The organism is Methylobacterium guangdongense, from assembly GCF_038442355.1.
In the GTDB taxonomy this organism is placed as follows: Bacteria; Pseudomonadota; Alphaproteobacteria; order Rhizobiales; family Beijerinckiaceae; genus Methylobacterium; species Methylobacterium guangdongense.
This window is the reverse complement of the sequence record NZ_JBBXMX010000014.1, coordinates 99,367-125,277: the sequence shown is the minus strand read 5'-3', so window position 1 is coordinate 125,277 and position 25,911 is coordinate 99,367. Positions and strand designations below refer to the sequence as shown.

At 70.8% G+C, this 25,911-nt stretch carries 28 protein-coding genes and 1 tRNA gene; 15 read left to right on the top strand and 14 right to left on the bottom strand.

Annotated features, from left to right (window positions below; translation table 11 throughout):
- Nucleotides 1-158: 158 nt before the first annotated feature.
- The 7 genes from AAHG09_RS22940 to AAHG09_RS22910 form a co-directional block, all read right to left on the bottom strand.
- Nucleotides 159-950: an SURF1 family protein gene (locus tag AAHG09_RS22940; protein ID WP_412760076.1), complete on the bottom strand. Its 792-nt coding sequence runs from the start codon at nt 948-950 to the stop codon at nt 159-161.
- A gap of 14 nt (nt 951-964) precedes the next feature.
- Complete coding sequence (gene cyoD, locus AAHG09_RS22935; protein ID WP_342109817.1) at nt 965-1,363, bottom strand: cytochrome o ubiquinol oxidase subunit IV; 399 nt, start codon at nt 1,361-1,363, stop codon at nt 965-967.
- Entirely contained in the window at nt 1,360-1,992 is a 633-nt protein-coding gene (gene cyoC / locus AAHG09_RS22930; protein ID WP_342109816.1) for a cytochrome o ubiquinol oxidase subunit III, read from the bottom strand. Before cyoC ends, cyoD begins: the two co-directional genes overlap by 4 nt.
- A 4-nt stretch (nt 1,993-1,996) precedes the next feature.
- Nucleotides 1,997-3,997: a cytochrome o ubiquinol oxidase subunit I gene (gene cyoB, locus AAHG09_RS22925; protein WP_342109815.1), complete on the bottom strand. Its 2,001-nt coding sequence runs from the start codon at nt 3,995-3,997 to the stop codon at nt 1,997-1,999.
- 75 nt (nt 3,998-4,072) lie between these two features.
- On the bottom strand, nt 4,073-5,263 hold the full coding sequence (gene cyoA, locus AAHG09_RS22920) for a ubiquinol oxidase subunit II (protein ID WP_342109814.1): 1,191 nt from the start codon (nt 5,261-5,263) through the stop codon (nt 4,073-4,075).
- 179 nt (nt 5,264-5,442) lie between these two features.
- Nucleotides 5,443-6,774, bottom strand: a complete 1,332-nt coding sequence (locus tag AAHG09_RS22915) for an MFS transporter (protein WP_342109813.1) — start codon at nt 6,772-6,774, stop codon at nt 5,443-5,445.
- Nucleotides 6,775-6,930: 156 nt separating this feature from the next.
- On the bottom strand, nt 6,931-9,117 hold the full coding sequence (locus AAHG09_RS22910) for a glycosyltransferase family 2 protein (protein ID WP_342109812.1): 2,187 nt from the start codon (nt 9,115-9,117) through the stop codon (nt 6,931-6,933).
- A 442-nt stretch (nt 9,118-9,559) separates the two neighbouring features.
- On the opposite strand from AAHG09_RS22910, the gene AAHG09_RS22905 reads away from it, so the two are divergent.
- Nucleotides 9,560-9,634: transfer RNA gene (locus AAHG09_RS22905), tRNA-Val, on the top strand.
- Nucleotides 9,635-9,723: 89 nt separating this feature from the next.
- Entirely contained in the window at nt 9,724-10,002 is a 279-nt protein-coding gene (locus AAHG09_RS22900) for a hypothetical protein (protein WP_342109811.1), read from the top strand.
- A 61-nt stretch (nt 10,003-10,063) separates the two neighbouring features.
- Here the strand turns inward: AAHG09_RS22900 and AAHG09_RS22895 are convergent, their stop codons facing one another.
- On the bottom strand, nt 10,064-10,321 hold the full coding sequence (locus AAHG09_RS22895; protein WP_342109836.1) for an SMP-30/gluconolactonase/LRE family protein: 258 nt from the start codon (nt 10,319-10,321) through the stop codon (nt 10,064-10,066).
- Between the two features lie 194 nt (nt 10,322-10,515).
- Here AAHG09_RS22895 and AAHG09_RS22890 point away from each other — a divergent pair, with 194 nt between their 5' ends.
- Together AAHG09_RS22890 and AAHG09_RS22885 are read left to right on the top strand one after the other, a co-directional pair.
- On the top strand, nt 10,516-11,061 hold the full coding sequence (locus AAHG09_RS22890) for a hypothetical protein (protein ID WP_342109809.1): 546 nt from the start codon (nt 10,516-10,518) through the stop codon (nt 11,059-11,061).
- The gene (locus AAHG09_RS22885) at nt 11,058-11,522 is read left to right on the top strand and encodes a hypothetical protein (RefSeq protein WP_342109808.1); all 465 of its coding nucleotides are present in this window, start codon (nt 11,058-11,060) and stop codon (nt 11,520-11,522) included. The genes AAHG09_RS22890 and AAHG09_RS22885 overlap by 4 nt, the downstream gene beginning before the upstream one ends.
- A gap of 13 nt (nt 11,523-11,535) precedes the next feature.
- On the opposite strand, the gene AAHG09_RS22880 is transcribed toward AAHG09_RS22885, so the two are convergent.
- Nucleotides 11,536-11,790: a hypothetical protein gene (locus AAHG09_RS22880; RefSeq protein ID WP_342109807.1), complete on the bottom strand. Its 255-nt coding sequence runs from the start codon at nt 11,788-11,790 to the stop codon at nt 11,536-11,538.
- Nucleotides 11,791-11,987: 197 nt separating this feature from the next.
- Here AAHG09_RS22880 and AAHG09_RS22875 point away from each other — a divergent pair, with 197 nt between their 5' ends.
- The 7 genes from AAHG09_RS22875 to AAHG09_RS22845 all read left to right on the top strand — a co-directional run bounded on the left by AAHG09_RS22875 (nt 11,988) and on the right by AAHG09_RS22845 (nt 17,598).
- Complete coding sequence (locus tag AAHG09_RS22875; protein ID WP_342109806.1) at nt 11,988-12,125, top strand: hypothetical protein; 138 nt, start codon at nt 11,988-11,990, stop codon at nt 12,123-12,125.
- Nucleotides 12,126-12,211: 86 nt separating this feature from the next.
- A complete protein-coding gene (locus tag AAHG09_RS22870; protein ID WP_342109805.1) occupies nt 12,212-12,520 on the top strand; it encodes a hypothetical protein in 309 nt (102 codons plus the stop codon).
- Nucleotides 12,521-12,607: 87 nt separating this feature from the next.
- Nucleotides 12,608-13,387 carry an SDR family oxidoreductase gene (locus tag AAHG09_RS22865; RefSeq protein ID WP_342109804.1) on the top strand — a complete coding sequence of 260 codons (780 nt, stop codon included), beginning with the start codon at nt 12,608-12,610 and terminating at the stop codon, nt 13,385-13,387.
- 153 nt (nt 13,388-13,540) lie between these two features.
- The gene (locus AAHG09_RS22860) at nt 13,541-14,827 is read left to right on the top strand and encodes an amidase (protein WP_342109803.1); all 1,287 of its coding nucleotides are present in this window, start codon (nt 13,541-13,543) and stop codon (nt 14,825-14,827) included.
- 901 nt (nt 14,828-15,728) lie between these two features.
- The gene (locus AAHG09_RS22855) at nt 15,729-16,028 is read left to right on the top strand and encodes a toxin-antitoxin system TumE family protein (RefSeq protein WP_342109802.1); all 300 of its coding nucleotides are present in this window, start codon (nt 15,729-15,731) and stop codon (nt 16,026-16,028) included.
- Nucleotides 16,025-16,393 (top strand): HVO_A0114 family putative DNA-binding protein, encoded by a 369-nt coding sequence (locus AAHG09_RS22850; protein ID WP_342109801.1) that lies wholly within the window; start codon nt 16,025-16,027, stop codon nt 16,391-16,393. Before AAHG09_RS22855 ends, AAHG09_RS22850 begins: the two co-directional genes overlap by 4 nt.
- A 401-nt stretch (nt 16,394-16,794) precedes the next feature.
- Complete coding sequence (locus AAHG09_RS22845) at nt 16,795-17,598, top strand: class II aldolase/adducin family protein (protein WP_342109800.1); 804 nt, start codon at nt 16,795-16,797, stop codon at nt 17,596-17,598.
- Between the two features lie 112 nt (nt 17,599-17,710).
- Here AAHG09_RS22845 and AAHG09_RS22840 read toward each other — a convergent pair whose 3' ends face one another.
- Nucleotides 17,711-18,001, bottom strand: a complete 291-nt coding sequence (locus AAHG09_RS22840; RefSeq protein WP_342109799.1) for a hypothetical protein — start codon at nt 17,999-18,001, stop codon at nt 17,711-17,713.
- A gap of 211 nt (nt 18,002-18,212) precedes the next feature.
- On the opposite strand from AAHG09_RS22840, the gene AAHG09_RS22835 reads away from it, so the two are divergent.
- A complete protein-coding gene (locus tag AAHG09_RS22835; protein ID WP_342109798.1) occupies nt 18,213-18,470 on the top strand; it encodes a hypothetical protein in 258 nt (85 codons plus the stop codon).
- A 167-nt stretch (nt 18,471-18,637) separates the two neighbouring features.
- On the opposite strand, the gene AAHG09_RS22830 is transcribed toward AAHG09_RS22835, so the two are convergent.
- A complete protein-coding gene (locus AAHG09_RS22830; RefSeq protein ID WP_342109797.1) occupies nt 18,638-18,865 on the bottom strand; it encodes a hypothetical protein in 228 nt (75 codons plus the stop codon).
- A gap of 232 nt (nt 18,866-19,097) precedes the next feature.
- Between AAHG09_RS22830 and AAHG09_RS22825 the strand changes: the two genes are divergently transcribed.
- Nucleotides 19,098-20,669, top strand: coding sequence for a GGDEF domain-containing protein (locus AAHG09_RS22825; protein ID WP_342109796.1), 1,572 nt, complete (start codon nt 19,098-19,100; stop codon nt 20,667-20,669).
- Nucleotides 20,670-20,722: 53 nt separating this feature from the next.
- Here AAHG09_RS22825 and AAHG09_RS22820 read toward each other — a convergent pair whose 3' ends face one another.
- The 3 genes from AAHG09_RS22820 to AAHG09_RS22810 all read right to left on the bottom strand — a co-directional run bounded on the left by AAHG09_RS22820 (nt 20,723) and on the right by AAHG09_RS22810 (nt 22,540).
- Nucleotides 20,723-20,968 (bottom strand): hypothetical protein, encoded by a 246-nt coding sequence (locus AAHG09_RS22820; RefSeq protein WP_342109795.1) that lies wholly within the window; start codon nt 20,966-20,968, stop codon nt 20,723-20,725.
- Nucleotides 20,969-21,377: 409 nt separating this feature from the next.
- Nucleotides 21,378-21,548 (bottom strand): hypothetical protein, encoded by a 171-nt coding sequence (locus AAHG09_RS22815; RefSeq protein ID WP_342109794.1) that lies wholly within the window; start codon nt 21,546-21,548, stop codon nt 21,378-21,380.
- Between the two features lie 197 nt (nt 21,549-21,745).
- Nucleotides 21,746-22,540, bottom strand: coding sequence for an enoyl-CoA hydratase/isomerase family protein (locus AAHG09_RS22810; protein ID WP_342109793.1), 795 nt, complete (start codon nt 22,538-22,540; stop codon nt 21,746-21,748).
- Between AAHG09_RS22810 and AAHG09_RS22805 the strand changes: the two genes are divergently transcribed.
- On the top strand, nt 22,539-22,901 hold the full coding sequence (locus AAHG09_RS22805; protein WP_342109792.1) for an acyl-CoA dehydrogenase family protein: 363 nt from the start codon (nt 22,539-22,541) through the stop codon (nt 22,899-22,901). The genes AAHG09_RS22810 and AAHG09_RS22805 overlap by 2 nt on opposite strands.
- Before the next feature lie 743 nt (nt 22,902-23,644).
- Nucleotides 23,645-25,888: a cyclic nucleotide-binding domain-containing protein gene (locus AAHG09_RS22800; RefSeq protein ID WP_342109791.1), complete on the top strand. Its 2,244-nt coding sequence runs from the start codon at nt 23,645-23,647 to the stop codon at nt 25,886-25,888.
- The last annotated feature ends 23 nt before the right edge of the window (nt 25,889-25,911 follow it).

Genomic DNA, 25,911 nt, shown 5'->3' with positions numbered 1-25,911 from the left:
CTGGCGTTTGTCATGCCATTATAGAGACGCGCTCGGAGGGGGCTACTCCCCTGTGGTCGAGCCTTCGGTCCGGATTCAAAAGGTCCGGGACCTTTTGCGGGTGCAGGGCAGAGCCCTGCTGGGTTCGGACGAAGCCCAACATCAGGGCTCTGCCCTGATCACCCGCCAAAGGGCTCTCGCCCTTTGGAAACCCGGACTTCCCTGCGCCGACTGCGCAGCAGGTACACCACCACCCCCGCCAGCATCAGCGCCATCCCGTACCACGTGAGCGCGTAGACGAGGTGGTTGTTGGGGAAGGCGATCACCGTGAGGCCGCCCACCGGCAGGCCGCCGGGATTGGGCGCCGCGTCGGCGTCCACGAAATAGGGGGCGACGTCGGTGAGACCGCGCGCGGCCGCGATGGCGGCGACGTCCCGGGAGTACCAGCGGTCGTCCTTGGGGTCGTTGGAGCGCAGGAACGCGCCCCTGGGCTCGGTCAGCCGCAGGAGGCCGGTCACCGTGGTCGCGCCCGCGACCTGCCCGGCCGCCCGGGTCGCCGGATCCCGCCGGTCGCCGGGCACGAAGCCGCGGTTGATCAGCACGAGGCTGCCGTCCGGCCGGCGCAGGGGCGTGAGCACCCAGAAGCCGCCGCCGCGTTCGGTGACGGCCTGCACCAGGGTCTCGCGGTCGTTGAGGAAGGTGCCGGAGAGACGGACGTGCCGGTAGGCGTCGTCGGGGCCGACACGCGGCCAGTCCGTAGGGCCCGGGGCCGGCACGGGCGGCGCGTGGACCCGCGCATCGACCCGGGCGATCAGGTCGAGCTTCCAGGCCCGCCGCTCCACCTGCCACGTGCCCAACCCGAGCAGGACGACGAACACGAGCGCCGCGCCGACGCCGAACACGATGCGCCGCAGCAACGAAATCGGGGCCGGGGAGGGACCTGAGCCCCCTCCCGGCCCCGCGGGACCCATCTCCGGACGCGCGCTCAGCGGGCGTTGTTCATGACGTCGTGGGCATCCATCGGCATCATGTTGTGGTTGAGGTGGTACATCACCCACACCGAGCCGGCGAGCATGATCACCACGAGCGTGATGGTGAAGATCAGCGCCATGAAGGTCCAGCCGCCCTCCGACTTCGTGCTCATGTGCAGGAAGTAGATGACGTGCACGACCATCTGGACGCCGCCGAGCGCCAGGATGACCAGGGAGGTGACGAGGCTGTTGTCGAGCACGTTGCCCATCACCAGCCAGAACGGGATCACCGTCAGGATCACCGACAGGACGAAGCCCGTCATGTAGCTCTGGAAGGAACCGTGGCCGCCCTCGCTGTGGGCGTCGTGGTGGCCGTGCCCCGCGGCGGCCACGTGGTGCGCGTCGGCGCTCATTCGAGCACTCCCATCAGGTAGACGACGGTGAAGACCCCGATCCAGATCAGGTCGAGGAAGTGCCAGAACATCGACAGGCACATCAGCCGGCGCTTGTTCTCGACGATCAGCCCGTGCTTGCTGACCTGCACCATCAGCACGATCAGCCACAGGATGCCCATGGAGACGTGCAGGCCGTGGGTCGACACCAGGGTGTAGAACGAGGACAGGAAGGCGCTGCGCCAGGGCGGCGCGCCCTCGTGGAACAGGTGAACGAACTCCCGGATCTCCAGCGCCACGAAGGCCGCGCCGAACAGGCCGGTCACCGCCAGCCAGATCTGCGTCTGCTTCACCCGGTCCCGGTCCATCTCCAGCATGGCGAAGCCATAGGTGATGGACGAGAACAGCAGCATGGCGGTGTTCACCGCGATGCCCGGCAGGTCGAACAGCTCCTTCGGGGTCGGCCCGGCCGCGTAGCTGCGCCCGAGCACCCCGTAGGTCGCGAACAGGGTCGCGAAGATGAGGCAGTCGCTCATCAGGTAGAGCCAGAACCCGAGCATGGTCGAGCCCTCGGAGTGATGGCCCTCCTCGTCGGTCTGGTAGAAGACCGGCGCCGCGGCGCCGGGGGGTGCGGTGTCTGCGTGCATCATCGGATCACGCCATCTCCAGTTCGCGCGTCCGCTGACCTTCCGTCCGACTCACCGTGTCGGCCGGGATGTAGTAGTCGCGCTTGTAGTTGAAGGTATGGGCGATCGCCACGACGAAGATCGCCAGGAAGCTGAGCGCCGCGAGCCACCACACGTACCAGATCATCGCGATGCCGAAGGCGAAGTTCAGGCCCGCCAGGATCGCGCCGGTGGCAGTGTTCTTGGGCATGTGGATCGGCTTGTAGCCGGTCATGGGCCGCGCGAAGCCGCGGTTCTTCATGTCCCACCACGCATCGGAATCGTGGACCACCGGCGTGAAGGCGAAGTTGTAGTCCGGCGGCGGCGAGGAGGTGGACCATTCGAGGGTCCGGCCGCCCCACGGATCGCCGGTGAGATCGCGCAGCTTGTCGCGGTTGCGGATCGAGACCACGAACATCACGATCTGCGAGGCGATGCCGCAGGCGATGAGCGCCGCGCCGATGGCCGCGATCACGAACCAGATCTGCAGCGACGGGTCGTCGAAATGCTGCATGCGCCGGGTCACGCCCATCAGGCCGAGCACGTAGAGCGGCATGAAGGCGACGTAGAAGCCGGTCACCCAGAACCCGAGGGCCACCTTCCCCCAGAAGTCGTCGAGCTTGAAGCCGAAGGCCTTGGGGAACCAGAAGGTCACGCCGGCGAACATGCCGAACAGCACGCCGCCGATGATCACGTTGTGGAAGTGCGCGATCAGGAACAGCGAGTTGTGCAGCACGAAGTCGGCCGGGGGAACCGCCAGGAGGACGCCGGTCATGCCGCCGATCACGAAGGTGACGATGAACGCCACCACCCACATCATCGGCACCTCGAACCGGATCCGGCCGCGGTACATCGTGAACATCCAGTTGAAGATCTTCGCGCCCGTCGGGATCGAGATGATCATGGTCGTGATCCCGAAGAACGAGTTCACGTCCGCGCCCGAGCCCATCGTGAAGAAGTGGTGCAGCCACACGAGGTAGGCGAGGATGGTGATCACCACCAGCGCGTAGACCATCGAGGTGTAGCCGAACAGGCGCTTGCCGCAGAAGGTCGAGGTGATCTCCGAGAACACGCCGAAGGCCGGCAGGATCAGGATGTAGACCTCCGGGTGACCCCAGATCCAGATCAGGTTGAAGTACAGCATGGCGTTGCCGCCGAGGTCGTTCGTGAAGAAATGCGTGCCGACGTAGCGGTCGAGCGACAGCATCGCGAGAACGGCCGTGAGGATCGGGAAGGCGGCCACGATCAGGATGTTGGTGCACAGCGACGACCAGACGAAGATCGGCAGCTTCATCATGGTCATGCCGGGCGCCCGCATCTTCACGATGGTGGCGATCAGGTTGATGCCCGACAGCAGCGTCCCGATGCCGGCGATCTGCAGCGCCCAGATGTAGTAGTCGACGCCGACGCCGGGGCTCATGGAGGCCTCCGAGAGCGGCGGGTAGGCGAGCCAGGTCGCCCGGGAGAACTCGCCGACGAACAGCGAGACCATCACCAGCATGCCGCCGGCCACCGTCATCCAGAAGCTGAAGTTGTTCAGGAACGGGAAGGCGACGTCGCGGGCGCCGATCTGCAGCGGCACGGCGAAGTTCATGAGCCCCGTGACGAACGGCATCGCCACGAAGAAGATCATGATCATGCCGTGGGCAGTGAAGATCTGATCGTAGTGGTGCGGCGGCAGGAAGCCCTGCTGGTCGCCGAAGGCGACCGCCTGCTGCGAGCGCATCAGGATCGCGTCGGCGAAGCCGCGCAGCAGCATCACGGACGCGAAGATGCAGTACATGATGCCGATTTTCTTGTGGTCGATCGACGTGATCCAGTCACGCCACATCGGCCCCCAGAAGCGGTAATAGGTGATGACCCCGAGCACCGCGAGGCCGACCACCGCCACGCCGGCGAACGTCGCCTGCAGGATCGGCTCGTGATAGGGGATCTGCTCGATCGTAAATCGTCCGAAGAGCAGTTGCTGTAAGTCCAGGTTTGCGAACATGGGATCGGCCCGTTCAGTGGGTTCGACGGCGACCGCCGGTTATGTGTGTGGAGTCCTCTGGCATCGCGCGCGGCCTCATTGGTTCAGCTGCTTCGGGGCGATCTGGCCGCCCTCGCTCTGGCCCTCACCGGAGCCCTTGCCCTGGCTGTCGGGCGACGTCTGACCCCGGACATCCGGGTTGCCCATATCGGGCCGCGGCCGCATGCCCTCGGGCTGCGTCTGGCCGTGCGGGCCGGTCCCGGAGGCCGGCGCCGTGGCGCCCGGCCCCTCGATACCGCGCTCGGCGAGGCGGTTGTCGTATTGCAGCCGCTTGTAGTTCGCCTCCGCCTCCTCACCCGAGGCACCGCCCCGCGCGTCGATCTTCACCATCTCGCCGACGCACATCTGGTCGGGCCGGGGGCACATGCCGATAATCCGGTCATAGAGGCCCTGCATATAGGACTTGTAGTAGCGGGCCGGCTCGGCCTCGCTCGGCTCCTCGAGCTTCAGGTAGGCCTCCTGGGTCAGCACGCCGTTCGAGGCCTTGGCCTTGGCGATCCACTGGTCGAAGCCCTCGTTGGTCAGGCCGTGGAACTTGAAGAACATGTTGGAGAAGCCGGCGCCGCTGTAATGCGCCGAGCGGCCTTCCCAGGCGCCCTCGCGGTTGATCACCGCATGGAGCTGCGTCTGCATGCCCGGCATCGCGTAGACCATGCCGGCGAGCGTCGGCACGTAGAACGTGTTCATCACGTCGGTGGCGGTGATCTTGAAACGGATCGGCCGGTCCACCGGCGCGGCGACCTCGTTGACCGTGGCGATCCCGTATTGCGGGTAGAGGAACAGCCACTTCCAATCCATCGCCACCGCCTCGATCTCCAGCGGCTGCGTGCCCGCCGGGACGTCGCGCTTCGCGTCGATCTTGCTCAGGGGCCGGAACGGATCGAGGGTGTGAGTCCCGATCCAGGTCAGCGCGCCCAGCGCGATGATGATCATCAGCGGCGCCGTCCAGATCAGCACCTCGAGCTGGGTCGAGTGGTGCCATTCGGGATCGTAGACCGCGTCCTCGTTGGTGGCCCGGTAGCGCCACGCGAAGATCAGCGTGAAGGCGATCACCGGCACGATGATCAGGAGCATCAGCCCGGTGGCGGCCAGCACGAGGTTGCGCTGCTGCTCGGCCACGTAGCCGGCCGGGTGCAGCACCACGAAGTTGCAGCCGCCCAGCATCGTCAGGAGCGGCAGGGCGAGGAGCGGCAGCAGGCGCCGCCCGCGGCGAGCCGGGGCACGCATCCGGTCGGTCCTGTCCGATTGATGGGTCGTTACGATCACAGCACGCGTCTCGTCTTCCCAGGCCGCTTGCGCGGCGCTTCTGCCATGCCGCTGCCGCGGCGTTTCAGCCGTGCCGCGCGAGGCGGCGTTCCTGTCAGCCATCGAAGGGGCCGCGCGGCCTGCGCCGCCGGCCGCATCGGCTACATCTGGCGCAGTTCCGAGCGATCGGTGAACAGGGCCACGAGGCTGCAGACCGCGCCCGACAGGAGGTAGACCCCGATCATCGCCAGCCCGTAACGCTGCGACAGGAACAGCGCGACGAGGGGGGCAAAGCCCGCCCCGAGCAGCCACGCAAAGTCGGAGGTCAGCGCGGCGCCCGTGTAGCGGTAGTGGTTGCCGAGGCGAGCCGTGACCGCGCCCGCGGTCTGGCCGTAGGCGAGCCCGAGCAGCATGAAGCCGATCGTGACGTAGATGGTCTGGCCGATCGCGCTCTCGCCGAACAGGAGCGGCGCGATGATGCTGCCGACCGCGAAGAACGCGATCAGCGCGCTGCTCATGATCAGGGCGTTGCGGCGGCCGATCTGGTCAGCGATCAGCCCGGAGGCCGCCACCGCGCCGGCGCACACGATGGCACCGGAGAACTGCACGATCAGGAACTCGCCCGGCGAGCGGGTGGTGCTGTTCAGCGCCAGCCACGCGATCGGGAAGATCGTCACGAGGTGGAACAGCGCGAAGGCGGCCAGCGGCACGAAGGCGCCGCGGATCACGTCGCCCGCGTGGTGGCGGAACAGCTCCAGCGCCGGGACCGGGCGCAGCCGGTCGAGGTCCATCATCCGGGCGAACTCGTCGGTGGCGACGAGGCGCAGCCGGGCGAACAGGGCCACCACGTTGATGGTGAAGGCGCAGTAGAACGGGAAGCGCCAGCCCCAGTCGATGAAGTCGGCCTCATCGAGGTTGACCAGGAAGAACGCGAACAGGGCGCTCGCCACCATGAAGCCGAGCGGCGCGCCGAGCTGCGGGATCATCGCGTACCAGCCGCGCCGCTCCCGGGGGGCGTTCATGGCGAGCAGCGAGGCGAGGCCGTCCCAGGCACCGCCCAGCGCGAGGCCCTGCAGGATCCGCAGGCCGGCCAGGATGTAGACCGCCGAGATGCCGATGCTGTCGTAGCGCGGCAGGAAGCTCACCGCCGCCGTCGATCCGCCGAGCAGGAACAGGGCCGTGGTGAGCTTGACGCTGCGCCCGTGGCGCCGGTCGATCGCCATGAAGAGCACGGTGCCGATCGGGCGGGCGATGAAGGCGAGGGCGAAGATCGCGAAGGCGTAGAGTGTGCCCTTCAGTGGATCCACGAAGGGAAAGAACACTTTTGGGAAGACCAGCACGCAGGCGATGCCGAACACGAAGAAGTCGAAGTATTCGGAGGCACGCCCGATCACGACACCAATAGCGATCTCGTTGGGATGGACCTTGTGGTCCCCCATCGCCTGCTGGGCATCGCGCTCAAGGCCTGTGACCGTCGGGGTGTTCGCGCTCATCTCGGATTGTCGCCCTCGCCGCGCGCCGATCGGGGCGCCTTGGCCGGAACTGCCTCTTGCGGCATGTCCAGAGGTATCGCAACCGGCCCTGGACGCAAGTTCACCCACTGACGCATGCATAGCACCGTGCCCGCCCTGCCGAGTCGGCCGGGCCGTTCAGACGCGGTAGTGCGCGGAATTCCGTGACAGGTTGATGTTGTAGTACGGGTCGGCGCGCAGCTCCGGGCCCCAGCGGTCGAGCATGGTGAGCACCTCGCCCTCGAAGCGCTTCTGCTTCTCGGGCGTATCCTCGGCGCCGCGGCTCTTCGACTCGTGGTGAATGAGCTTGGCGAACGGCGTCCAGATGATCCGGTAGTCGGCCCGGCGGATCTTCAGGCAGAGGTCCACGTCGTTGAAGGCGACCTTCAGGGCGACCGCGTCGAAACCGCCCACCTCGGCGAAGACCGCCGCCCGCATGGCGAGGCAGGCGCCCGTCACCGCCGACACCTCGTGGGCGATCACCATGCGGCAAAAATAGCCCGGATCCGCGTCGGGCACGCCGAGATGGCTGTGCCCGGCCACGCCCCCGATCCCCAGCACGATGCCGCCGTGCTGGATGGTCCGGTCGGGATAGAGAAGCTTCGCCCCCACGGCGCCGACGTCCGGCCGGACCGCGTGGCGGACCATCTCGGTAAGCCAGCCCGGCTCCAGCACCTCGATGTCGTTGTTGAGGAACAGGAGCACCGACCCCGTAGCCGCTGCCGCACCTCGATTGGAGAGATCGGAGAAATTGAAGGCCCCCGGCACCGGCACGACGCGCACCCGCGGATCGTCCCGGTAGCGGGCGAACAGGGCGGCGGTCTCGGGCTCGCGGCTGTCGTTGTCGAGGATGATGACCTCGATGTCGGGGTAGTCGGTGGCGGTCAGGAGCCCGTCGAGGGTCACCGACAGGATCTCGGCGCGGTCCCGGGTCGGGATGATCGCCGAGACCCGGGGCGGCGGCTCCGGCAGGGGCCGGATCAGGCGGTTGAAGCCGTTGGGCCCGGGCACGGCCCGCCCGCCCCAGGGGGCTGCGACCTCCGCCAGGGCGCGCAGGCGCGCGGCCTCCGCCCGGGCGAGCGACCGGTCCGAGAAGGTGCCGGAGCCCTGCGCGGCGCGCCAGTGGTAGAGCACCCGCGGGATGTGGCGGATGCGCGCCGGATCGAGGCCGTCGGTGAGCCGGAGCAGCAGGTCGTGATCCTGGCTGCCCTCGAAGCCGGGCCGCAGGCCGCCGACGGCCCGCAGGGATTCGGTGCGCACCACCGTGAGATGGTTGATGTAGTTCTGCGCGTAGAGCAGCTCCCGGTCGAAGCCCGCCTTGAAATGCGGGTCGAAGCGGCGGCCGCGGCGATCGATCTTGTCCTCGTCGCTGTAGACCAGCACGAGGTCGGGATCGCGGCGCAAAGCCCGGGCGACCTCGTAGAGCGCGTCCACGGTGAGCGCGTCGTCGTGATCCATGAAGGCGCAGGCGACGCCCCGGGCCAGCCCCAGCGCGTCGTTGGTCGCCCGGGCGATGTGGCCGTTCTCGGATCGGGTCAGGACGCGGATGCGCGGGTCGGCCCCGGCCGCTTTGGACAGGATCTTCGGAATCGCGGGCCGCGTCGAGGCGTCGTCGACGACGCAGAGTTCCCAATGGGGATAGAGCTGCGCGCCGAGCGAGGCGAGGGCGGCCTTCAGCACCTTCGGGTCGGGGTCGTGGACCGGCATCAGCACGGAGATCAGGGGCGGATCGGCCCAGGCGGCGATCTCGGCAGAGATCCCGTCCCGCTCGGGCCGGCGCAGGGCGTGGGTGCCGAGCCACGCCTCGTAGCCGCTCACCCGCCGGTGGCGCAGGGCCCGGCCGAGGAAGCCCCGGGCTCGGACCTTCTTGCCGAGGACGCGCCAGGTGAGGGCCTGCGCGGTCAGGCCCGGCTCGCGCAGGAGGCCGCGCCCGGCCAGGATCGGCCGGGCGAGGGGGCGCAGGGCGATCCGGCGCAGCCGGGCCGGCACTCGACCGGACGGGTCGACGACGCGCAGCTCCGTCACGTCCTCGGGCAGGCGACCGATCCACGCGAAGGCGCCACCGCCCCGCGCCTCCTGGGGCAGGAGCGAGCCCGGGCGCCCGTCGGGTCCGACGAAGCTGATGTCCGGAACGGCCTCGCGGCCCTCGGCCGGGTCGTTCGCCAGGACGATCTCGACCCAGCGGCCCGCGAGGCCCGGCAGGGCGACGCGCAAGCCGTCCGCCGCCGCGCGCGCCGGAAGGGAGCGCGGTGCGCGGCCGAAGCCTGTGATCTGCGCCGGCGGAAGGGTGGGCTCGGGACTATCGGACCTGGACACGGACGCCATCAGCGCCGGCTCTCGTCGGCCGCAGCGACGATCCCGGTCCCCGCGGATCCGAGCTCGCGGGTCGAATCACCCTGATCGTGGTCGAAGATGCGGCGCATGTCTCGAAGCGTGAGGCGGCGGGCCGGCGCCCTGGGGCGCGGCCGGATGCCGGGTGGCAGGCCCATAGCGCATTTTTCCGGGCCCGTGCACCTTGCCCGGACCGGCGCCCGGCCCGGCGCCCGGACCGGCCGTGCGTGGCGTCTTGGAAAGTAGGTTCCGCTTGCGCCCCGGCCGGGCAAGGGCTATAGGCCCCGCCCACCGGAGCCCGCACGGCTCCGGCCCGGGCCAGAGCTCAGCGGGAGAGCGCTACCTTGACAGGGTGGTGGACCCTCCTCATTAGTCGCTGAGATCTCTGGATTCTTCGACAGCCTCCAGGTTCGATGAACCTGATCGCAGTCGATGGGGAGACGTAGCACAGCGGTAGTGCATTCCCTTGACATGGGAAAGGTCACAGGTTCGATCCCTGTCGTCTCCACCACTCACCAGACGGTCCACCCAGACGCGGCGCAGTGATCTCAGGTTCGGCGGACCTGAAGCGGGTTCAGCGAACCGCAGCCGAAAGTTCGTATGGCCGTCATGACGGACGAGCGCAGGCACTGGTTCTACGACAGCCGGCTCCTCGTCTGCGCCTTCTGCCTGCTGCTGTTCGTCGCAATCTTCTGGCAGGTCAGCCGGTTCGAGGGCTTCCAGCCGATCTTCACCTGCGAATCCAAGAACGACATCGACCGCCTGCTGCTCACCTCCGGGATGGATGCCTGCATGGGCAACGCCCATTCGCAGGACGACAAGGAGCGCTGCATGCGCACCGTCTATCTCCTGGCCTGCACGAAGGAGCAGTGGCGCTGACGGGTCCCGGGGTGACCCGAGGAAGGCCCAGGCCCGGCCAGGTCGGCCTCGACGCCGCGGCTCACCCACCCACCGGATCGATCGCATGGGGAGACTGCTGTGCGGTGATGAACAGTCGGGCCTCGCCGGGACCGAAGCAACAGTTCGAGCCGGTCTGCGGGGTCGGGATCAGCCCGAGCCGGTGCCCCTCCGCCGAGAAGACCTGCACCCCGGCCTCGGAACTCGTCCAGATCCAGTCCCGGCGATCCACGCGGAAGCCGTCCGGCGCGCCGCGCTCGACCGCCCGGAGCCACCGGGACGGCGCTTTGCGCCCGGAGATGGGGGTTCACCATCCTGTCGTTGATGAACATCCTCCGGCGATGCGTGCGCGCCGCCGCGCGAATGCCCTGAGACGGCTCATGAGGATCGCATCTGCCCCAACATTCGCGTCGGATCAGCCCGGTTTTAACTGTCCGTTAACCATTTTTACCGGTTTAGTTGGATCAGATCTGGCCTGTAGGGAGCAGTAGGTCCGTGAGCGAGCTGCAGAGGCTTCTGAACGACCCGCGCTTCCGGCCCGCGGAACGGCTCAAGCAGGAATTCGGCGCCGTGCCCGAGGCCGGCCCCGGCAGCATCCTGCGGGTCGTCTCGTCGGTGCAGGAGCCGGCCGAGCCTGCATCGCCGCAGATGCAGCCTCACGCACAGCCCCATGCGACACCGCCCGCGCCGCCGCAGGATTGGGACGCGCTGATCCTGCGGGTCCAGGCCGCGGCCCGGCAGGCGCGCGGGGTCGAGGCGCAGGCCCGGGAGCGGGAGGAGCGCATCGAGCACGTGCTGGAGCGGGTCCGGGAGGACATCAACGCCTCCAACGAGCGGGCCCGCATCGCGGAGATGCAGGCCCGGGACGTCCAGGTGCGCGCCGAGGCGCAGGTCATCGCCGCCGAGGAACGCGCCAAGGCGGCCGAGGCGCGGGCCCGGGCCGCCGAGGAGCGGGCGCGGCACGCCGAGGAGTGGCTCGGGCGCGTCCAGGAGGCGATCCTGGCCGAATTCTCCGACATGACCGATCAGGCCGCGGCATGAGCGGCTCCGCCAGCGCGGCCTTCGCGGCGCCGCCCGACCGGCGGGGCGATCCGGTCGACCGGGTGGTCGCCCTGTTCTCGGGGCAAGCCGCGCTTGCCGGCCCGATCGCCGCCCCGGAGCCCGACGACTGGTCGGCCTCCCTGACCGCGGTGCGCGGCCTCGCGACCCGGGTGCGCAACCTTCAGACGAGCGCCCGGGACTCGATGCGGGAGGCCCAGCGCTCCGTGCGGGAGGCGGAATCGGCCGCGCGCGCCGCCGAGGATCGGGCGCTGCACGCCGAATCCCTGCTGCGCGAGGCGGTGGCCCGGGCGGAGCGCGCCGAGCATCAGGTCCGCGCGGCGGCCGAGCGGATCGAGCGGGCGGAGGCCCAGACCGCCGAGGCGCGGGCGTGGCTGCGGCGCATGCACGAATGCATGGTCAGCGAGTTCAGCGCCCTCACCGGGGAACCGGCCCTGGCCTGAGTCGGCCCTGGCCTTACGCGCGCGCCGGGGCGGCCACGACGTCGACCGCGTGCAGCGCCCAGGCGAAGGGATCGCCGGGGCCGTAATACACCGCGATCTCGAGCTGCAGGATCCGGATACAGGCCTCCGACAGGTCCGGCAGCAGATCGCGGCCCTGGCGGTCGAGGACCGACGTGAGGGTGGGGAGCGGCCGGCCCTCCCGGTAGGTGACGAGCACCTGCGCCTGCGCGTACGGATCGAGCGGATCGATGCAGTAACGCGCCGTCATTCGGGCCCCCCTCCGTGCCAGCCGTATCGGCCGCCCGTAATCCGGCCCTGTAACAGTCCGATGAAGCCGGCCGCCCGGCCCGGCGGGGCTGTGCCCGTGTCCGGGTCGACGCAATGCGAGCGACCGCCTTAAGGCCGCGCATACGCCTGTCGGGGCAGGATTCCCGGATCCGTTCGCACTCTGCCGGCAGGATCGCCGTGACGCTCAGCATCGTCCTCAGCGCGGCGCTTCCGCTCCTCGCCGGGGTGGTGGCGCTGCTGTGGGCCGGGTGGGTCGCCCCGGAGCGGGAGACGCTGCCCGACCTCACCGGCCCCCGCGACCCGCGCACGTGGTGAGGATAGCCCGTTAAGGGCGCGTTTACCCTGCCGCCACCCCGCCGGGGCGGGGCGAAACCCTCCGGCGCCGCCGCCGGTTTCGGGGGATGACCCAGTTCACGCTCGTGGCGTCGGCTCAGCCGCTGCCTGCCGGAAGCGCGCGCAAGCCCGCGACGGCCCATCGGTCGGGACGCCGGAGCGCCATGCTCGAGCGGCTCGCCCGCGAACTCGACCTGCCGGTCGAGGCCTTCCTCACCGATGCGGCCCCGGACCCGGACGCCCTGGACGTGGAGGCCGGCGAGCTCCTGGCCCTGGTGCGCCACTGGCTGGCGATCGGCGACGGCCAGGCACGCCGCCGCGTCCTCAGCCTCGCCCGCCAGGAGGCCGAGCGGGCGGGCTTGCGCGTCTGCGCCTGAACGCGCGGCGGGTTTCGGGTCTGCCCCGCGGCGCGCTATGACCCTCGGGACGCCCCCGCGAAGGGGCCGACTCAGGGAGGCTTCACGATGGATCTCGGCTTGAGCGGGCGCCGGGCGCTGGTCTGCGCGGCGAGCAAGGGGCTGGGCCGGGGCTGCGCCCTGGCGCTCGCCCGGGAGGGCGTCGCGGTGACGATCACCGGCCGCACCGCCGAGACCCTGGAGCGGACCGCCGAGGAGATCCGCCGGGAGACCGGCGCCGCCGTCACCACCGCCGTCGGCGACATCGCCACCGAGGCCGGCCGGGCCGCCGCGCTCGCCGCCTGCCCGGAGCCCGACATCCTGGTCAACAACGCGGGCGGCCCGCCCCCGGGCGACTTTCGCGACTGGGACCGGGACGCCTGGATCCGGGCGCTCGACGCCAACATGCTGGCGCCGATCGCGCTCATCAAGGCGACCGTCGACGGGATGATCGACCGGAAGTTCGGCCGGATCGTCAACATCACCTCGGCGGCCGTGAAGGCGCCGATCGCCCATCTCGGCCTGTCGAACGGCGCCCGGGCGGGGCTGACCGGCTTCGTGGCGGGCCTCGCCCGGCAGACCGTGCGGCACGGGGTGACGATCAACGGCCTGCTGCCCGGCCCGTTCGACACCGACCGGATCCGCGGCAATGCCGGGGCGCTGGCCGCCAAGGCCGGCCTCAGCGTGGAGGCGTTCCTCGAGGCCCGCGCCCGGGAGAATCCCGCGGGCCGGTTCGGCGATCCCGACGAGTTCGGGGCGGCCTGCGCGTTCCTGTGCAGCCGGCACGCCGGCTTCATCACCGGCCAGAACCTGCTGATGGACGGCGGCGCCTATCCGGGTACGCTCTGATTTGACCCGGGAGTCCGGGTTTCCCAAGGGCGAGCCCTTGGGCGGGGCTCGGGGGCAGAGCCCCCGAGACACCAGGGCTCCGCCCTGGACCCGCGAAAGGGCGAGCCCTTTCGAAACCATGACGGGGGCCCTTCGAAGCAACATGCGGTGAGGATGATGAGCGTACGCGACACCCTCGAGGAGCGTCTGGAGCGGATCCGGACGGGGGACCCGGCGGTGTTCACCCGCCTCTACCCGGATTCCGCCCGGGCGGCGGCGGATGCCGCCGATGCCCGGCGCCGGGACGGGCTCTCCCTCGGGCCGCTCGACGGCGCGATCGTCTCGATCAAGGACCTGTTCGACGTGGCGGGCGAGACCACCACGGCCGGCTCGGTCCTGCTGGCGGGAGCGCCCCCGGCGGCGGCCGACGCCCCGGTGGTCGCCCGCCTGCGCCGGGCCGGGGCGGTGATCCTGGCCAAGACCAACATGTCGGAATTTGCGTTCTCGGGCCTCGGGCTGAACCCGCATTACGGCACCCCCGGCAACGCCGCCGATCCGGCCCGCATCCCCGGGGGCTCGTCCGCCGGGGCCGGGGTCTCGGTGGGGCAGGGGACGAGCGACGTCTCGATCGGCTCCGACACCGGCGGCTCGGTGCGGATCCCGGCCTCCCTCAACGGCGTGGTCGGGTTCAAGCCGACCGCCCGGCGGGTGCCCCTGGCCGGCGCCTTCCCGCTCTCCTACGCCCTCGATTCCCTCGGGCCGCTCGCCCGGACCGTGGCCGAGTGCGCCGCCGCCGATGCCGTGATGGCGGGCGAGGAGCCCGCAACCCTCGACGCGCTGCCGGTGGCGGGCCTGCGGATCGGCGTGCCCCGGGGCCTGCTGTTCACCGAGACCGAGCCCCTGGTGGCCGAGGCGTTCGAGCGGGCGCTGGCGCGGCTCTCGGCGGCGGGCGCCCGGGTGATCGACCACCCGATCGACGATCTGCTCGCCGCGATGGATGCGGCCCTGCCGGACGGGTCGCTGGCGGCGATCGAGGCCGCCGCGATCCACGCCGACTGGCTCGACGCGCAGGCCGACCGCTACGACCCGCGGGTCCACCGCCGGATCCTGGCCGGCCGGGCGGCCCCGGCGACGCGCTACATCCGGACGCTGCGCCGCCGCGCCGAGTTGATCGCGGCCCTCGACGGGCGGCTCGCGCCCCTCGACCTGCTGGCGCTGCCGGCGACCGCCACGACGGCGCCGCTCATCGCCCCGCTGGAGGCCGACGATGCGACCTTCCTGGCGGCCAACCGGCTGATGCTGCGCAACACCGCCTTCGGCAACTTTTTCGACCTCACCGGCCTGTCGCTGCCGATGCCGGACCTCGCCCGGCCGGCGGGGCTGATGCTCCTCGCCCGGAACGGGCAGGACCGGCGGCTCCTGGCGCTCGGGGCGGGGATCGAGGCGGTGTTGGCGGGGTAGGGGGCGGGCCGCGACGGTCACGCATCGACCCTGCGGGGCGCGACCTGCCCCCTCTCCCGAGCGGGAGAGGGTTGGGGTGAGGGACGAGAAGTCTCAGGATAAGGCACGCCATCAATGCGCCGACAGGGCGCGCCTCGTTCTGACGGTTCTCGTCCCTCACCCTGTCCCTCTCCCGCTCGGGAGAGGGGACCCGCGCTCCGGTCTGCCGCCGTAAGCAGTCCCTCATGGAGGCCCTTCGGGCACACCCGCGCGGCCCCGCGCGCTGCGCCGCCGGGGACATGGCCAAACCCGCACGCCGCCGGGGTGACGCGGGACGCCGCGAAGCCCGAACGCAACGTTGCAAATGCCGGCTTCCCGGCGTCCCGCGGACGCCGGGGCCGGTCTCGACCCCTGCGTCCGATCCTGCATCCGGTGTCCGTCACGCGGGGGGCTCGCAGACGCTAAGTCCTCCGGGTTGCCCTGCGGCACCCCGGCGGCTTCCGAGCGAGCCTTCGTCGCACGCCTCCTCGTAATGGAAGGCGCCGTCTAACCGCCGCACCGCCCAGGACAGGGTCGCCCTCCTCGGGTGTACGACCGGGGCATTTCCTCCGCCGGCCGCCGCCCAGCCCGAGCCGGGGGGTGTCGAGCTCCCGCGCCCGGGGCTGCCGCAGCCGACGGCAGACGCGGGCACCGCCCCACCGCCGCCGGCCCGGCGGCTGACCGGACCGACGCCCCGAAGCGTCTCACGACGCGTCGCGGCGGGGTGAGAGACTTGGAGCATGTATTAGGAATTTTGTCAAGGTAGCTTGATAGGATTGCGGCGTACCGGGAGCTGCAAATCAGGATACGCAGGAAGGGCGGCCGCAGACCGTATATGTCATGATGTCTTGCCTGACATATGCCCGCGTTGCCATATGTTGGCATGGCGGCTGCGACTCTGATTCTCGATGCGAAGAAGACGTATCCGGACGGGGCGATCCTTCAACTCGTCGCGTGGCGACTGCCGGGCACGGAGTGCGTTCGCGGCTCGACACACGGGTTTAAGTACCGCCTCTTCTACGGCGTGCCGGGGACCCGGCTCCTGAGCTACGACAACGAAGCCGGCAAGGGGGATCACGTGCATCGAGGGGACGTCGAGACGCCTTACACGTTCGTATCGGTGCGCGAGTTGGTCCGCGTGTTCCTCGACGAGGTGCGCGCGATGCGCGGAGGTGAGCTATGAGCGGCGACATCGACGTCGAGGTCGGAACCTCGGCCGAGGAACTGGGGCAGCAATTCGTCGAAGCGTGGGAAGCCGCCGAGCGGGGTGAGGTGCGCGAACCCCGCCGCGTGCTGGTGTTCCATGACTTCGAGACGTTGCTCTCGGTCCTGTCCGCGACCCGCTTGCGCCTGCTCAAGCACCTCGCCCGCGAGCCGGCCCCCTCGATCCGTGCCCTGGCCGGAAGCGTCGGCCGGGATTACCGGCGCGTCCACGAGGATGTGACCGCCCTGGTCGAGGCAGGCCTCATCGAGCAGCACGGCCTGCGCCTGAGCGTGGCCGCACGCTCCGTTCAGGCCCGTCTCGATCTGAGTGGCGAGCCCGCCTGACGCGATGGCAATGCGCATCGGACACGACAGCGATGCCATCGTTGCCGGATGGGATGCGGGTCTCCTCTCCCGTGCGGGAGAGGTCTGCTTTCGCAGAAAGCCGGGTGCGGGATGAGGACTTTCCGGAAGAGGCGCGCCGTGAACGCGCGTTGAGGGCGTGCTCGATCCTGGACCTTCTCGTCCCTCACCCCGACCCTCTCCCGCCCGGGAGAGGGGCCCGTCGCGCACGCCAAATCCGTCCGTGCTCACCGTCATGTCCTGGGGCAGCGCGATTGGGTGAGCCTCTGGGCCGGCTCGAAACCGACCGCCCTGTACGCCGAACAAGCGATGGTGCACCTTGCGGCTGTACCGGGACCGCCCGCGTCGCCCCGCGATCCCAAGCCCCACCAGGGAGCCGTCGCATGAACGCCGCCTCACCCGCCCTCGTCGCGAACGACCACGAAAACCCCGACCTCGCCGCCGAGACCCGGACCATGCGGGTCGATCTCGCGGCGGCCTACCGGCTGATCCACCGGCTGGGGCTCGACGACAGCATCTACACCCACATCTCGGCGCGGCTGCCGGGGGGCGGGCACCGGTTCCTCATCAACCCCTACGGGATGCGCTTCGAGGAGGTGACGCCTCAGAACCTCGTCACCGTCGATATCGACGGGCGGGTGATCGAGGATCCGATGGGGCTCGGCATCAACCCGGCCGGGTTCACGATCCACAGCGCCATCCACGCCGCCCGCCACGACGCGGTCTGCGTGCTCCACACCCACACGGTGGCGGGCGTCGCGGTCTCCTGCCAGGAGGAGGGGCTCCTGCCCCTGAACCAGTGGTCGATGCAGTTCACGGGGCGGCTCGCCTACCACGCCTATGAGGGCATTGCCCTCGACCTCGACGAGCGCCAGCGCCTCGTGGCCGATCTCGGCGACAAGCCCGTCATGGTCCTGCGCAACCACGGGCTGCTGACCTGCGGGCGCACCGTCGGCGAGGCGTTCCGGCTGATGCACAACATGGAGCGGTCGTGCCGGGCGCAGCTCGCGATCCAGGCCGCGGGGGCGCCGGTGATCCGGCCCTCGGCCGCGATCGCCACCAAGACCGCCGGGCAATACGCCGCCGGCTACGACCGCGTCGTCGTCCAGGGCGCGCCCGACAACGAGTGGGCCGCGTTCAAGCGGATGCTGGCGCGCACCGATCCGGAGGTCTTCGCAGAGGGCTGAGATCGAACCGCGGTGAGCCCGGCTCAGCGCGGTTCGCCCGCGCGGCGGCTCTCGTCCGCCGGGCGCCATGATCCTGGCCCCGGGTCGGGATCATGGCAACGGGGTATCAGCGTCAGGCCGCGAGGGCCGAGCGCGCGTCGCGGCCGTGGGCCTGATCCATGATCGCGCCGATCCGCTCGCCCACCGCGATCGCGATCGCCACCGAGGCCGGGCCCTCCAGGCCCTGCTGGCAGATCCGGCTGAGCACGTCGGTCACCCGCTGCTCCATCACGCCGAGGATCGCGGCGGCCGCCTGGGGCTGCGCGCCGCGAAGCACGGCCGCGAGATCGCAATAGGCGTCGTTGAGCAGCTGGAGCGTCAGACGCTCGACCGCTTGCTCGTCCGCCTCCGTGAGAACACGCATCCCCGACCACTCCCCCGCGTCGCCGGCAGAGTCCTCCGGGAGCCGTTAACAACGCGTAAAGAGGCGCGCCGCCCGGGAGGGATCGGCTAACCAAGCCGTGTGGGGTGGGTCGTGCGGGATGGGCCATGGCGTCGCCCCCGGGGGCGTTCGCGGAACTGGGCGGGCCCGCGATCCGTCACCCCGGCAGAGACATCCCACCGGAAGCACCGCCATGCGCACCCTCCTCCTCGCCGGCCTCTGCCTCGCGGCCGCCACGCCCGCCCTGGCCCAGGTCCAGCAGACCAATCCCAACGCCGCCAACCGGGCGATGGAAACGAACAGCCAGCTGCGCGGCCTGCGCCAGGAGCAGACCACCCAGTCCGACATGCTGCGCATGGACATCCAGCGGAACCAGGCCGCGACGCCGGCCCCCAACACCGGCCCGAACGCGCTGCCCCCCGGCACCGGCACCGGCGTGATCGGGCGCTGAGCCCAGGTCGAGGTTTCCAAGTCGGGGTTCCCAAAGGCCGGGCCCTTTGGTGGGTTGTCAGGGCGAAGCCCGACACCGGACGAAGTCCGGCACCAGGGCTCTGCCCTGGACCCGCGAAAGGTCGCAGACCTTTCGAAACCAAGATATTCGAAACCAAGACATCGCGCTCAGACGTCCGGCAGGCGCCGGCCCTGCACGACCACCCGGGGCCAGCGTTCCAGGCCGATCGGCATCAGCACGGCGATCTGCTGCGGCACCGCGGCGTCGCCCAGCAGGCTCCGGAGCGAGACCCGGCAGGCCTCCTCCAGCTCGGCCCGGCTGCGCGCCCCCGAGGTCTTGATGTCGGCGATCAGGAGCGCCGCGATCTCCTGGGCGAAGGCATCCTCGTCCGACATGCCGGTCTCGCGCTCCACAGACGCGTCATATAGTTCATCGCAGCTCTTCCGGGTATCGGTACAGAATTGCGCGCCCGAAGATCGGCTGTGGATACTTTAAAACCGGCCGGCAGACCGGCCCGGGACCGGGCGGCGCATCGGCATCCCGCTCGGATCCGCCGAATTCACGTAACGATTTGGTCATGACTCCAGATATACCAATATTGATTGGTAAGTTTGCGTGGATAGACCGATGGTTCCGTGGGGCCATATCCCCTTGGGCCACATCCCCCTGGGCCGCCTCTCCGTCTGGCTCCGGTCGGCCCGGACGTGGATGGCGCTGGGGGTCCTGGCCCCGGTCGGCATGGTGGCGGTCACCGGCCTGATGCTGGCCGACCTGCGCCGGGATGCCTGGGACCGGGCCGAGCAGACCTCCCGGAACCTCCTGCAGGTCCTGGAACGCGACATCGCGCGCACCGTCGAGCTCTACGACCTCTCGCTCCAGGCCACCGTGGAGAACCTCACGGCGCCCGGCCTCGCGCAGGCCGACCCGCGGATGCGCCAGCTGATCCTGTTCGACCGCGCCGCGACCGCCCGCGACCTCGGCGTGATGCTGGTGCTCGACGCGCAGGGCAACGTCACCGACGACATCGGCGCGCTGCCGCCGCGGGCGGGCAACTACGCCGACCGCGCTTACTTCACGGTCCATCAGGCGCGCGACGGGCTGGGCCTGTCGATCGGCGCCCCGATCGTCTCGCGGCTCACCGGGGAGCGGATGCTGCCGTTCAGCCGGCGCATCAACCGGCCCGACGGCAGCTTCGGCGGCGTGGTCCTGGGCACCGTGAAGCTGTCCTACTTCCAGCACCTGTTCGGCGAGCTCGACCTCGGGCCCGGCGGCGCGATCAACCTGTACCTCGCGGACGGCACGCGCCTCATGCGCTACCCCCACGCGGAGGCCGATCTCGGGGCGAACATCGCGCAGGCCCCGACCTTCCGGCGCTTCGTGCATGACCGCCAGGGCAGCTTCATCAGCACCTCCGTGCGCGACGGGGTCGAGCGCTTCTACACCTTCGCGCCGATCGGGACGCTGCCGCTGATCCTGAACGTCGCCCTCGCGACCCGGGACGTGGAGGCGGCCTGGCTCGCCAAGGCGCTCATCATCGGCGGCATCACGCTGGTGCTGTGCGGCCTCACGATCGCGCTCTCGCTGCTGTTCGGGCGGGAGCTGCGCCGCCGGGAGGCGGCCCAGGCGGAGCTGGCCGCCCTGTCGCGCACCGACGCGCTCACCGGCCTGCCGAACCGCCGCCGGTTCGAGGAGACCTTCGCGGCGGCGACCGAGACGGCCCGGCGCGACGGCCGGCCGCTGGCCCTGCTGATCGTCGATGCGGATCACTTCAAGCGCTACAACGACCGGTACGGGCACCCGGTGGGCGACGCGATCCTGAAGGCGCTGGCCCGCCGCCTCGCCGCGAGCGTCCACCGGCCGCAGGATCTCGTCAGCCGCATCGGCGGCGAGGAATTCGCCATCCTGCTGCCGGAGACCGACGGCGCGGGCGCGGGGCGCATCGCCGACCGGGTCCACGCGGAGGTCGCCGCACTGGCGGTCCCGTCCGCGGGGATCGGCGCGGGGGCCGTCACGGTCAGCATCGGGCTCGCCAGCGCGGAGCCGGGGGGCACGACCGTGGACCTGTACCGGCTCGCCGACGGTGCGCTCTACGCCGCCAAGGCGGGCGGCCGGAACCAGACCCGCATCGCGGCCGGACAGGATCCCGCGCCGCCCACGGCGCCCAAGCGGGGCGGCCTGCAGCTCGTCGGCCGCGCCTGATCGCGGACGGACCGGCGAAGGGCGGAGGGGAAAGGGGGGGGAGGGGCGGCCGCCTACCGGCCGAACCGGGCCATCAGGCGCGGGCCGTACGCGTCCCACACGATATGGGCGACATAGGCCGACTGGAAGGTGACGATGACCTCCCAGTCCCGATGCAGCACCTTCAGCAGGGTCCGGTCGTGGAGCGCACCCTCGACCCCCAGGGCGACGGCCAGCACCGTGCTGATGGCGAAGACGCCGAACCACGAGAATTGGCGGGCGACGGCAACGCCCAGGGCCGCGATCAGGATGTAGAGCATGCCGTCCACCGGACTGCCGATAGGGTCTGCTTACGTAGACCGATCCCTTCTAGCTTAGCAAGCAGATCCAATATTGCGGCGCACCATCAGGACGGCATCAAATCAACCAGGCTGTACGTGACCACCGTGACAATCATGGTCCAGACAAGCAGAAAACAGGCCCGGAACGAGACAGCAGCCGACACGGGCAAACTCTCGTACCAGTTCCGGACCCGGCGAAACAATCTCGATATTGGACCGTGCCCCGCTCGGTCGATCATTGGCGCGAACTCTGAAGCAGTGCTGATGTAACAAAGTGTTTCCACCAGCGTGGCCATAGATTAACGCTAGCGTCCTGACTGCCGGATGAATGCGACATTTCGCACACAGGCCCGGCGTTTCGATCGGCGGGGTGGTGACCGGGGGGGGCTCAGGCCGGGTTCAGCCACGCGTCCAGCGCCTGCGCGACGACCGGTGGCGCCGCGCAGGCGACCCGGTGCCCGGCCCCGTCCACGGCCAGGAACGGCGATGCCCGACCCGGATGTGGCATCCGGGTCGCCCGCAGCGTGTGAAGCCCGAAGCGGCCGTTCCCGTCGCCCACGCATTCCGAGGCGACGGGGACGGATCAGCGCGCCGCGGAACCCGCCCCCCGTGAGGTCGCGGACGACGTCCGTCGGGGCGCCGGAGGACGCGTCGAGGTCGCGCCCATAGGCGCCCGGATACCGGGCGCAGACCCGGCGGACCGCGTCGTGCCGCTCCGGATGGTCCGCGCCGAGCTCGACCGCGCCCGGCGCGTTCTCAGCGGCCCGTGAAGACCGGCTTCCGCTTCTCGTTGAACGAGCGGATGCCCTCGCGCCGGTCCTCGGTCGGGACCATGCGGTTGTAGGCCTCGATCTCGAACAGCATCCCGTCGGCGAGCGACAGGGACAGGCCGTGGTGCAGCGCGCGCTTGGCCTGGCGGATGGAGATCGGCGCGTTCGCCGCGATGGCGGCGGCCGTGTCGAGGGCCTCGGCGCGGAGCTGCCCGCCGTCGCAGACCCGGTTGACCATGCCCCACGCCGCCGCCTCGCCGGCCGACCAGGGGCGGCCGGTCAGGAGCAGTTCCTTGGCGCGCCGCTCGCCCACCGCGCGCGGCAGGGTCTGCGTGCCGCCCGCCCCCGGCATGATGCCGAGCGTCACCTCGGGCAGCGCGAAGCGGGCGTGCCGGGCCGCGTAGATGAAGTCGCAGGCCAGCGCGATCTCGCAGCCGCCGCCATAGGCGGCCCCGTTCACCGCTGCGATGACCGGGACCGGGCACTCGACGAGGGCCCGGATGCCGCGCTCGAAGATGAGGTGCTGGTCCTGCCAGGCCGCGTCGGTCATGCCGTTGCGCTCCTTGAGGTCGCCGCCGGCGCAGAACGCCGTCTCGCCGGACCCGGTCAGCACGACGGCGCGGCACCGGTCCGGCCCGGCGATGAGCCCGTCGAACAGCGTGAACAGGTCGCGGCCCATCTGGGTGTTCATCGCGTTCGCGGCCTCGGGCCGGTTGAGGGTCACGAGGAGCACGTCGGCGTGCGGTCGCTCGGTCGTCAGGGTGGCGTAGGTCTCGTGCATGGATGCCTCGGATGGAAGCCTCGGTCGGACAGGCGATCGGACGATCAATCGGACAGGATGGCGTTATGCTCCCCGAGCTTCGGGGTCGGCCAGCCCAGCGGCGCGGTCCCGGGCCGCCGATCTCGGCCTCCCGCGCGACCGCGAGGCGCAGGACGTCCGGGCCGAGGCCGCCCTCGTGAGGATGGCCGCGACCGACTGGCGCGCGCGCCGCCTCGACCGCGCGATCCAGATCCGCGGCGCGATGGGCGAATCCCGCGAACTGCCCCTGACGTTGTTCGACCGGGTGCTCCGGCACGCCCGGATCGGCGGCGGCACGCGCGAGATCCAGCGCGTCCTGATCGCCCGCAAGCTGCTGGCCTGACGCGGGCCGGGGCGGGCAGGCCGGCGGCTTCACGCATCCGGGTCCGCGACCAGCCCTCTCGGAAGAAAGCGCTTTTCATGTCCCCTTCTGGCTGCGGGCGACACAGGTTTCAGGTCGGCGGCTCATGAGCGCGCGCGACGGGCCCCCTCTCCCGTGCGGGAGAGGGTTGGGGTGAGGGATGAGAACTCTCAGGATCGAGCAGAGGATCGATGCGCCGAGGCTGGGCGCTTCATTCTGACGGTTCTCGACCCTCACCCTGTCCCTCTCCCGCTCGGGAGAGGGGCCCCGCGCTCCTCCGGGCGGGCAAGCGCGCCCCGCCGAGACCGCAAACCTGTGTAGCCCGTCGCCCTTGTGGGGAGGGACCAGGGGAGGAGAGCGCGTCGGCGAAGATGCATGAGCCCGACGACCACCCGCGCGGAACCGGTCCGCCCCGGCCGGGAACAGGGTGCGGAGCGCACATCCTGCCAGGACGGCACGCCGGCAGGTCCGCGCGAAGTGTTGGCGGCCGCCGCGGCGCATCGCCCGGATCCCAAATCAGACTCGGCCCCCCTGCGCCCAGATCTCCCTCGGATCACGCGGCCGGAATGTCTGGACACGACCCGCGATCAACACGAATTTTTAAGCGTGCGGCCGCGATGGCGAGGCGCTAGTCCAGGCGAGCCTGATTCCAACGGTCCCACGGGATCGCGCGCTGGTCCGTGTCCCGGCCCCGCGGGAATCGCGAAGCTCTGGATCCCGCGCCGATGACCACCACCGACACGATCTCAGCCGGAAGCGCGGCGCGCGCGGCCTCGGCGCACCTGTCGCGGACGATCCTGGGCGGCTGCGTGGCCACCATGATGGTCGTGCTCGATCTGATCGTCTTCGCGCAGCTCATCTTCTCCGGCCCGCTCACCGCGAGCCTCAATGCCGGCGTGGCGGCGATGCTGTCGGCCTACGTGCTGGGCGGGCTCGTCTTCGCGGTGCTCAAGCGGGACGCGGTGGTCTCCCTGTCGTTCTTCGGGGCGGCCGCGATCGTGCAGGCCGCGATCGCGGCCGCGGTCGCCGGCCAGCTGCGCGCGGCGGGCGTGACCGATCCGGACGCGATCGGCCCGATCGTCCTGCTCGCCTGCGGCACCACGACCCTGCTGACCGGCCTCGCCTTCGTGTCGCTCGGCACCCTGCGGGCCTCGCTGGTGGCCCAGCTGCTGCCCTATCCGATCCTCACCGGCTTCCTCGGCGGCGTCGGCCTGCTGCTCCTGCGCAGCGGCGTGCAGATCGGAGCCCATCTCGACGACGCGGTGGCGGCCGTGCTCGGCCTGTTCGACCCGGGATCGGCGGCGGCCGGCCTCGCCGATCCCGGCACGCTCGGGCGCATCGCCCTGACGCTCGGCATCGGTGTCTGCGCCTTCCTGTTGCCCCGGCGCGTCCCGCACTGGAGCACCGTCCCGGCCGTCGTCATCGCCAGCTTCGCGCTGGTGCATCTCGGCCTGTCGGTGCGGGGCCTCGACACCGCCGCCGCGCAGGCGGCCGGCTGGCTGATCGACCCGCTGCCGCCGGGTCCGCTGCTGCGCGCCCCGGCGATCGCCAGCCTGTCGGCCTTCGACCCCGCCCTGCTCCTGCCGGTCCTGCCGAAGATCGCCACCGCGATCCTGGTCGCGGTCATCCTCCAGATCCTCTACGTCGTCAGCGTCGAGCTGGACCTGCGGCGCGACTTCGACATCGACCGGGTGTTCGTCGCCTCGGGCTGGACGAACGCCCTCGGCAGCCTGTTCGGCAGCCCGGTGATGGGCTTCGACCGGACCTCGACGCTGCACCTGCACAACATCGGCGGCGGGCAGTGGCTCGGCCGGTGGCTGACGCTCGCCGTCATGGCGGCCCTGCTGCTGTTCGGCGCGGGCGCCCTGGGCCTGCTGCCGCGCCCGCTGGCCGGCGGCGCCCTGATCGCCATCGCGTTGGGGCACCTGCTCAACCTCTCCCGCGCCCACCGGACGCTGCTGCCCTGGGAGGTCGCGGTGGCGGCCGCCGTGTGCGCGGCCACCGCCCTGTTCGGGGCGACCGCGGGCTTCCTGACCGGCATCCTGCTGGCGATGCTGATCTTCGCCGTCCAGTACGCGCAGATCCCGACCATCCGCCGGGCTTTGTCCGGGGCGGAGCGGCGCAGCAGCATCATCCGCGCCCCCGAGACCGCGGCCCGGCTGCGCGAGGCCGGAACCCGCACGCGGATCTACACGCTGCAGGGCTTCCTGTTCTTCCTCAACGGCCGGGCGATCCACCGGCGGGTCACCGCGGAGCCCGCGACCCTGCGGGTGCTGATCCTGGACTTCCGGGACTGCGTCGGGCTCGACAGCTCCGCCCTCCTGGCGTTCCGCAAGATCGGGCAGCGCGCCGAGGCCCGCGGCTTCGACGTGCTCCTGGCCCATCTCGGGCCGACGATGCTCCGGCAGATCGCGCGCAACGGCCTCATGGCCGGGCCGCGGATCCGCGCCCTGCCGACCCTCGACGAGGCCCTGCGGGACGCGGAGGCGACGCTGCTGGCGGAGGCGGGGATCCCCGAGGCCGGCGCGACGGCGTCCTTCGCCCGGCACCTGTCGGACCAGCTGGGCTGCACGATCGAGCCCGGCGAGCTGGCGCCCTACGTGACGATCCGCGCCCTGGAGACCGGCGAGACCCTGATGCGCCAGGGCGAGGCGGCCGACGCCCTGTACTTCCTCGAAGAGGGCCTCGTCTCGGTCGAGATCGCGCTGCCGGGGCGGCCCCACATGCGCCTGCGCACCACCGCGGCCGGCACGGTGATCGGCGAGGTCGCGCTGGTGCAGGGCGGCCAGCGGACCGCCACGGCCGTGGCCGAGAGCCCCTGCCGGGTCGTCGGCATCGACCGGGACGGCCTCGCCCGGATGGAGCGGGAGCGCCCCGACCTCGCGCTGCGCGTCCAGCGCTTCCTGATCCTCGAACTGGCCGGCAAGCTCACCGACACCAACCGGCTGCTCGAGGTGGAGCTGCACTGAGCGGCGTCCTGCGGAAACCGGGA

Coding starts and splice junctions, on each gene's coding strand:
- AAHG09_RS22940 (WP_412760076.1), bottom strand. CDS start 950: ATGGGTCCCGCGGGGCCGGGAGGGGGCTCAGGTCCCTCCCCGGCCCCG.
- cyoD (WP_342109817.1), bottom strand. CDS start 1,363: ATGAGCGCCGACGCGCACCACGTGGCCGCCGCGGGGCACGGCCACCAC.
- cyoC (WP_342109816.1), bottom strand. CDS start 1,992: ATGATGCACGCAGACACCGCACCCCCCGGCGCCGCGGCGCCGGTCTTC.
- cyoB (WP_342109815.1), bottom strand. CDS start 3,997: ATGTTCGCAAACCTGGACTTACAGCAACTGCTCTTCGGACGATTTACG.
- cyoA (WP_342109814.1), bottom strand. CDS start 5,263: ATGCGTGCCCCGGCTCGCCGCGGGCGGCGCCTGCTGCCGCTCCTCGCC.
- AAHG09_RS22915 (WP_342109813.1), bottom strand. CDS start 6,774: ATGAGCGCGAACACCCCGACGGTCACAGGCCTTGAGCGCGATGCCCAG.
- AAHG09_RS22910 (WP_342109812.1), bottom strand. CDS start 9,117: ATGGCGTCCGTGTCCAGGTCCGATAGTCCCGAGCCCACCCTTCCGCCG.
- AAHG09_RS22900 (WP_342109811.1), top strand. CDS start 9,724: ATGGCCGTCATGACGGACGAGCGCAGGCACTGGTTCTACGACAGCCGG.
- AAHG09_RS22885 (WP_342109808.1), top strand. CDS start 11,058: ATGAGCGGCTCCGCCAGCGCGGCCTTCGCGGCGCCGCCCGACCGGCGG.
- AAHG09_RS22880 (WP_342109807.1), bottom strand. CDS start 11,790: ATGACGGCGCGTTACTGCATCGATCCGCTCGATCCGTACGCGCAGGCG.
- AAHG09_RS22870 (WP_342109805.1), top strand. CDS start 12,212: ATGACCCAGTTCACGCTCGTGGCGTCGGCTCAGCCGCTGCCTGCCGGA.
- AAHG09_RS22865 (WP_342109804.1), top strand. CDS start 12,608: ATGGATCTCGGCTTGAGCGGGCGCCGGGCGCTGGTCTGCGCGGCGAGC.
- AAHG09_RS22860 (WP_342109803.1), top strand. CDS start 13,541: ATGATGAGCGTACGCGACACCCTCGAGGAGCGTCTGGAGCGGATCCGG.
- AAHG09_RS22855 (WP_342109802.1), top strand. CDS start 15,729: ATGGCGGCTGCGACTCTGATTCTCGATGCGAAGAAGACGTATCCGGAC.
- AAHG09_RS22850 (WP_342109801.1), top strand. CDS start 16,025: ATGAGCGGCGACATCGACGTCGAGGTCGGAACCTCGGCCGAGGAACTG.
- AAHG09_RS22845 (WP_342109800.1), top strand. CDS start 16,795: ATGAACGCCGCCTCACCCGCCCTCGTCGCGAACGACCACGAAAACCCC.
- AAHG09_RS22840 (WP_342109799.1), bottom strand. CDS start 18,001: ATGCGTGTTCTCACGGAGGCGGACGAGCAAGCGGTCGAGCGTCTGACG.
- AAHG09_RS22835 (WP_342109798.1), top strand. CDS start 18,213: ATGCGCACCCTCCTCCTCGCCGGCCTCTGCCTCGCGGCCGCCACGCCC.
- AAHG09_RS22830 (WP_342109797.1), bottom strand. CDS start 18,865: ATGTCGGACGAGGATGCCTTCGCCCAGGAGATCGCGGCGCTCCTGATC.
- AAHG09_RS22825 (WP_342109796.1), top strand. CDS start 19,098: ATGGTTCCGTGGGGCCATATCCCCTTGGGCCACATCCCCCTGGGCCGC.
- AAHG09_RS22820 (WP_342109795.1), bottom strand. CDS start 20,968: ATGCTCTACATCCTGATCGCGGCCCTGGGCGTTGCCGTCGCCCGCCAA.
- AAHG09_RS22805 (WP_342109792.1), top strand. CDS start 22,539: ATGGATGCCTCGGATGGAAGCCTCGGTCGGACAGGCGATCGGACGATC.
- AAHG09_RS22810 (WP_342109793.1), bottom strand. CDS start 22,540: ATGCACGAGACCTACGCCACCCTGACGACCGAGCGACCGCACGCCGAC.
- AAHG09_RS22800 (WP_342109791.1), top strand. CDS start 23,645: ATGACCACCACCGACACGATCTCAGCCGGAAGCGCGGCGCGCGCGGCC.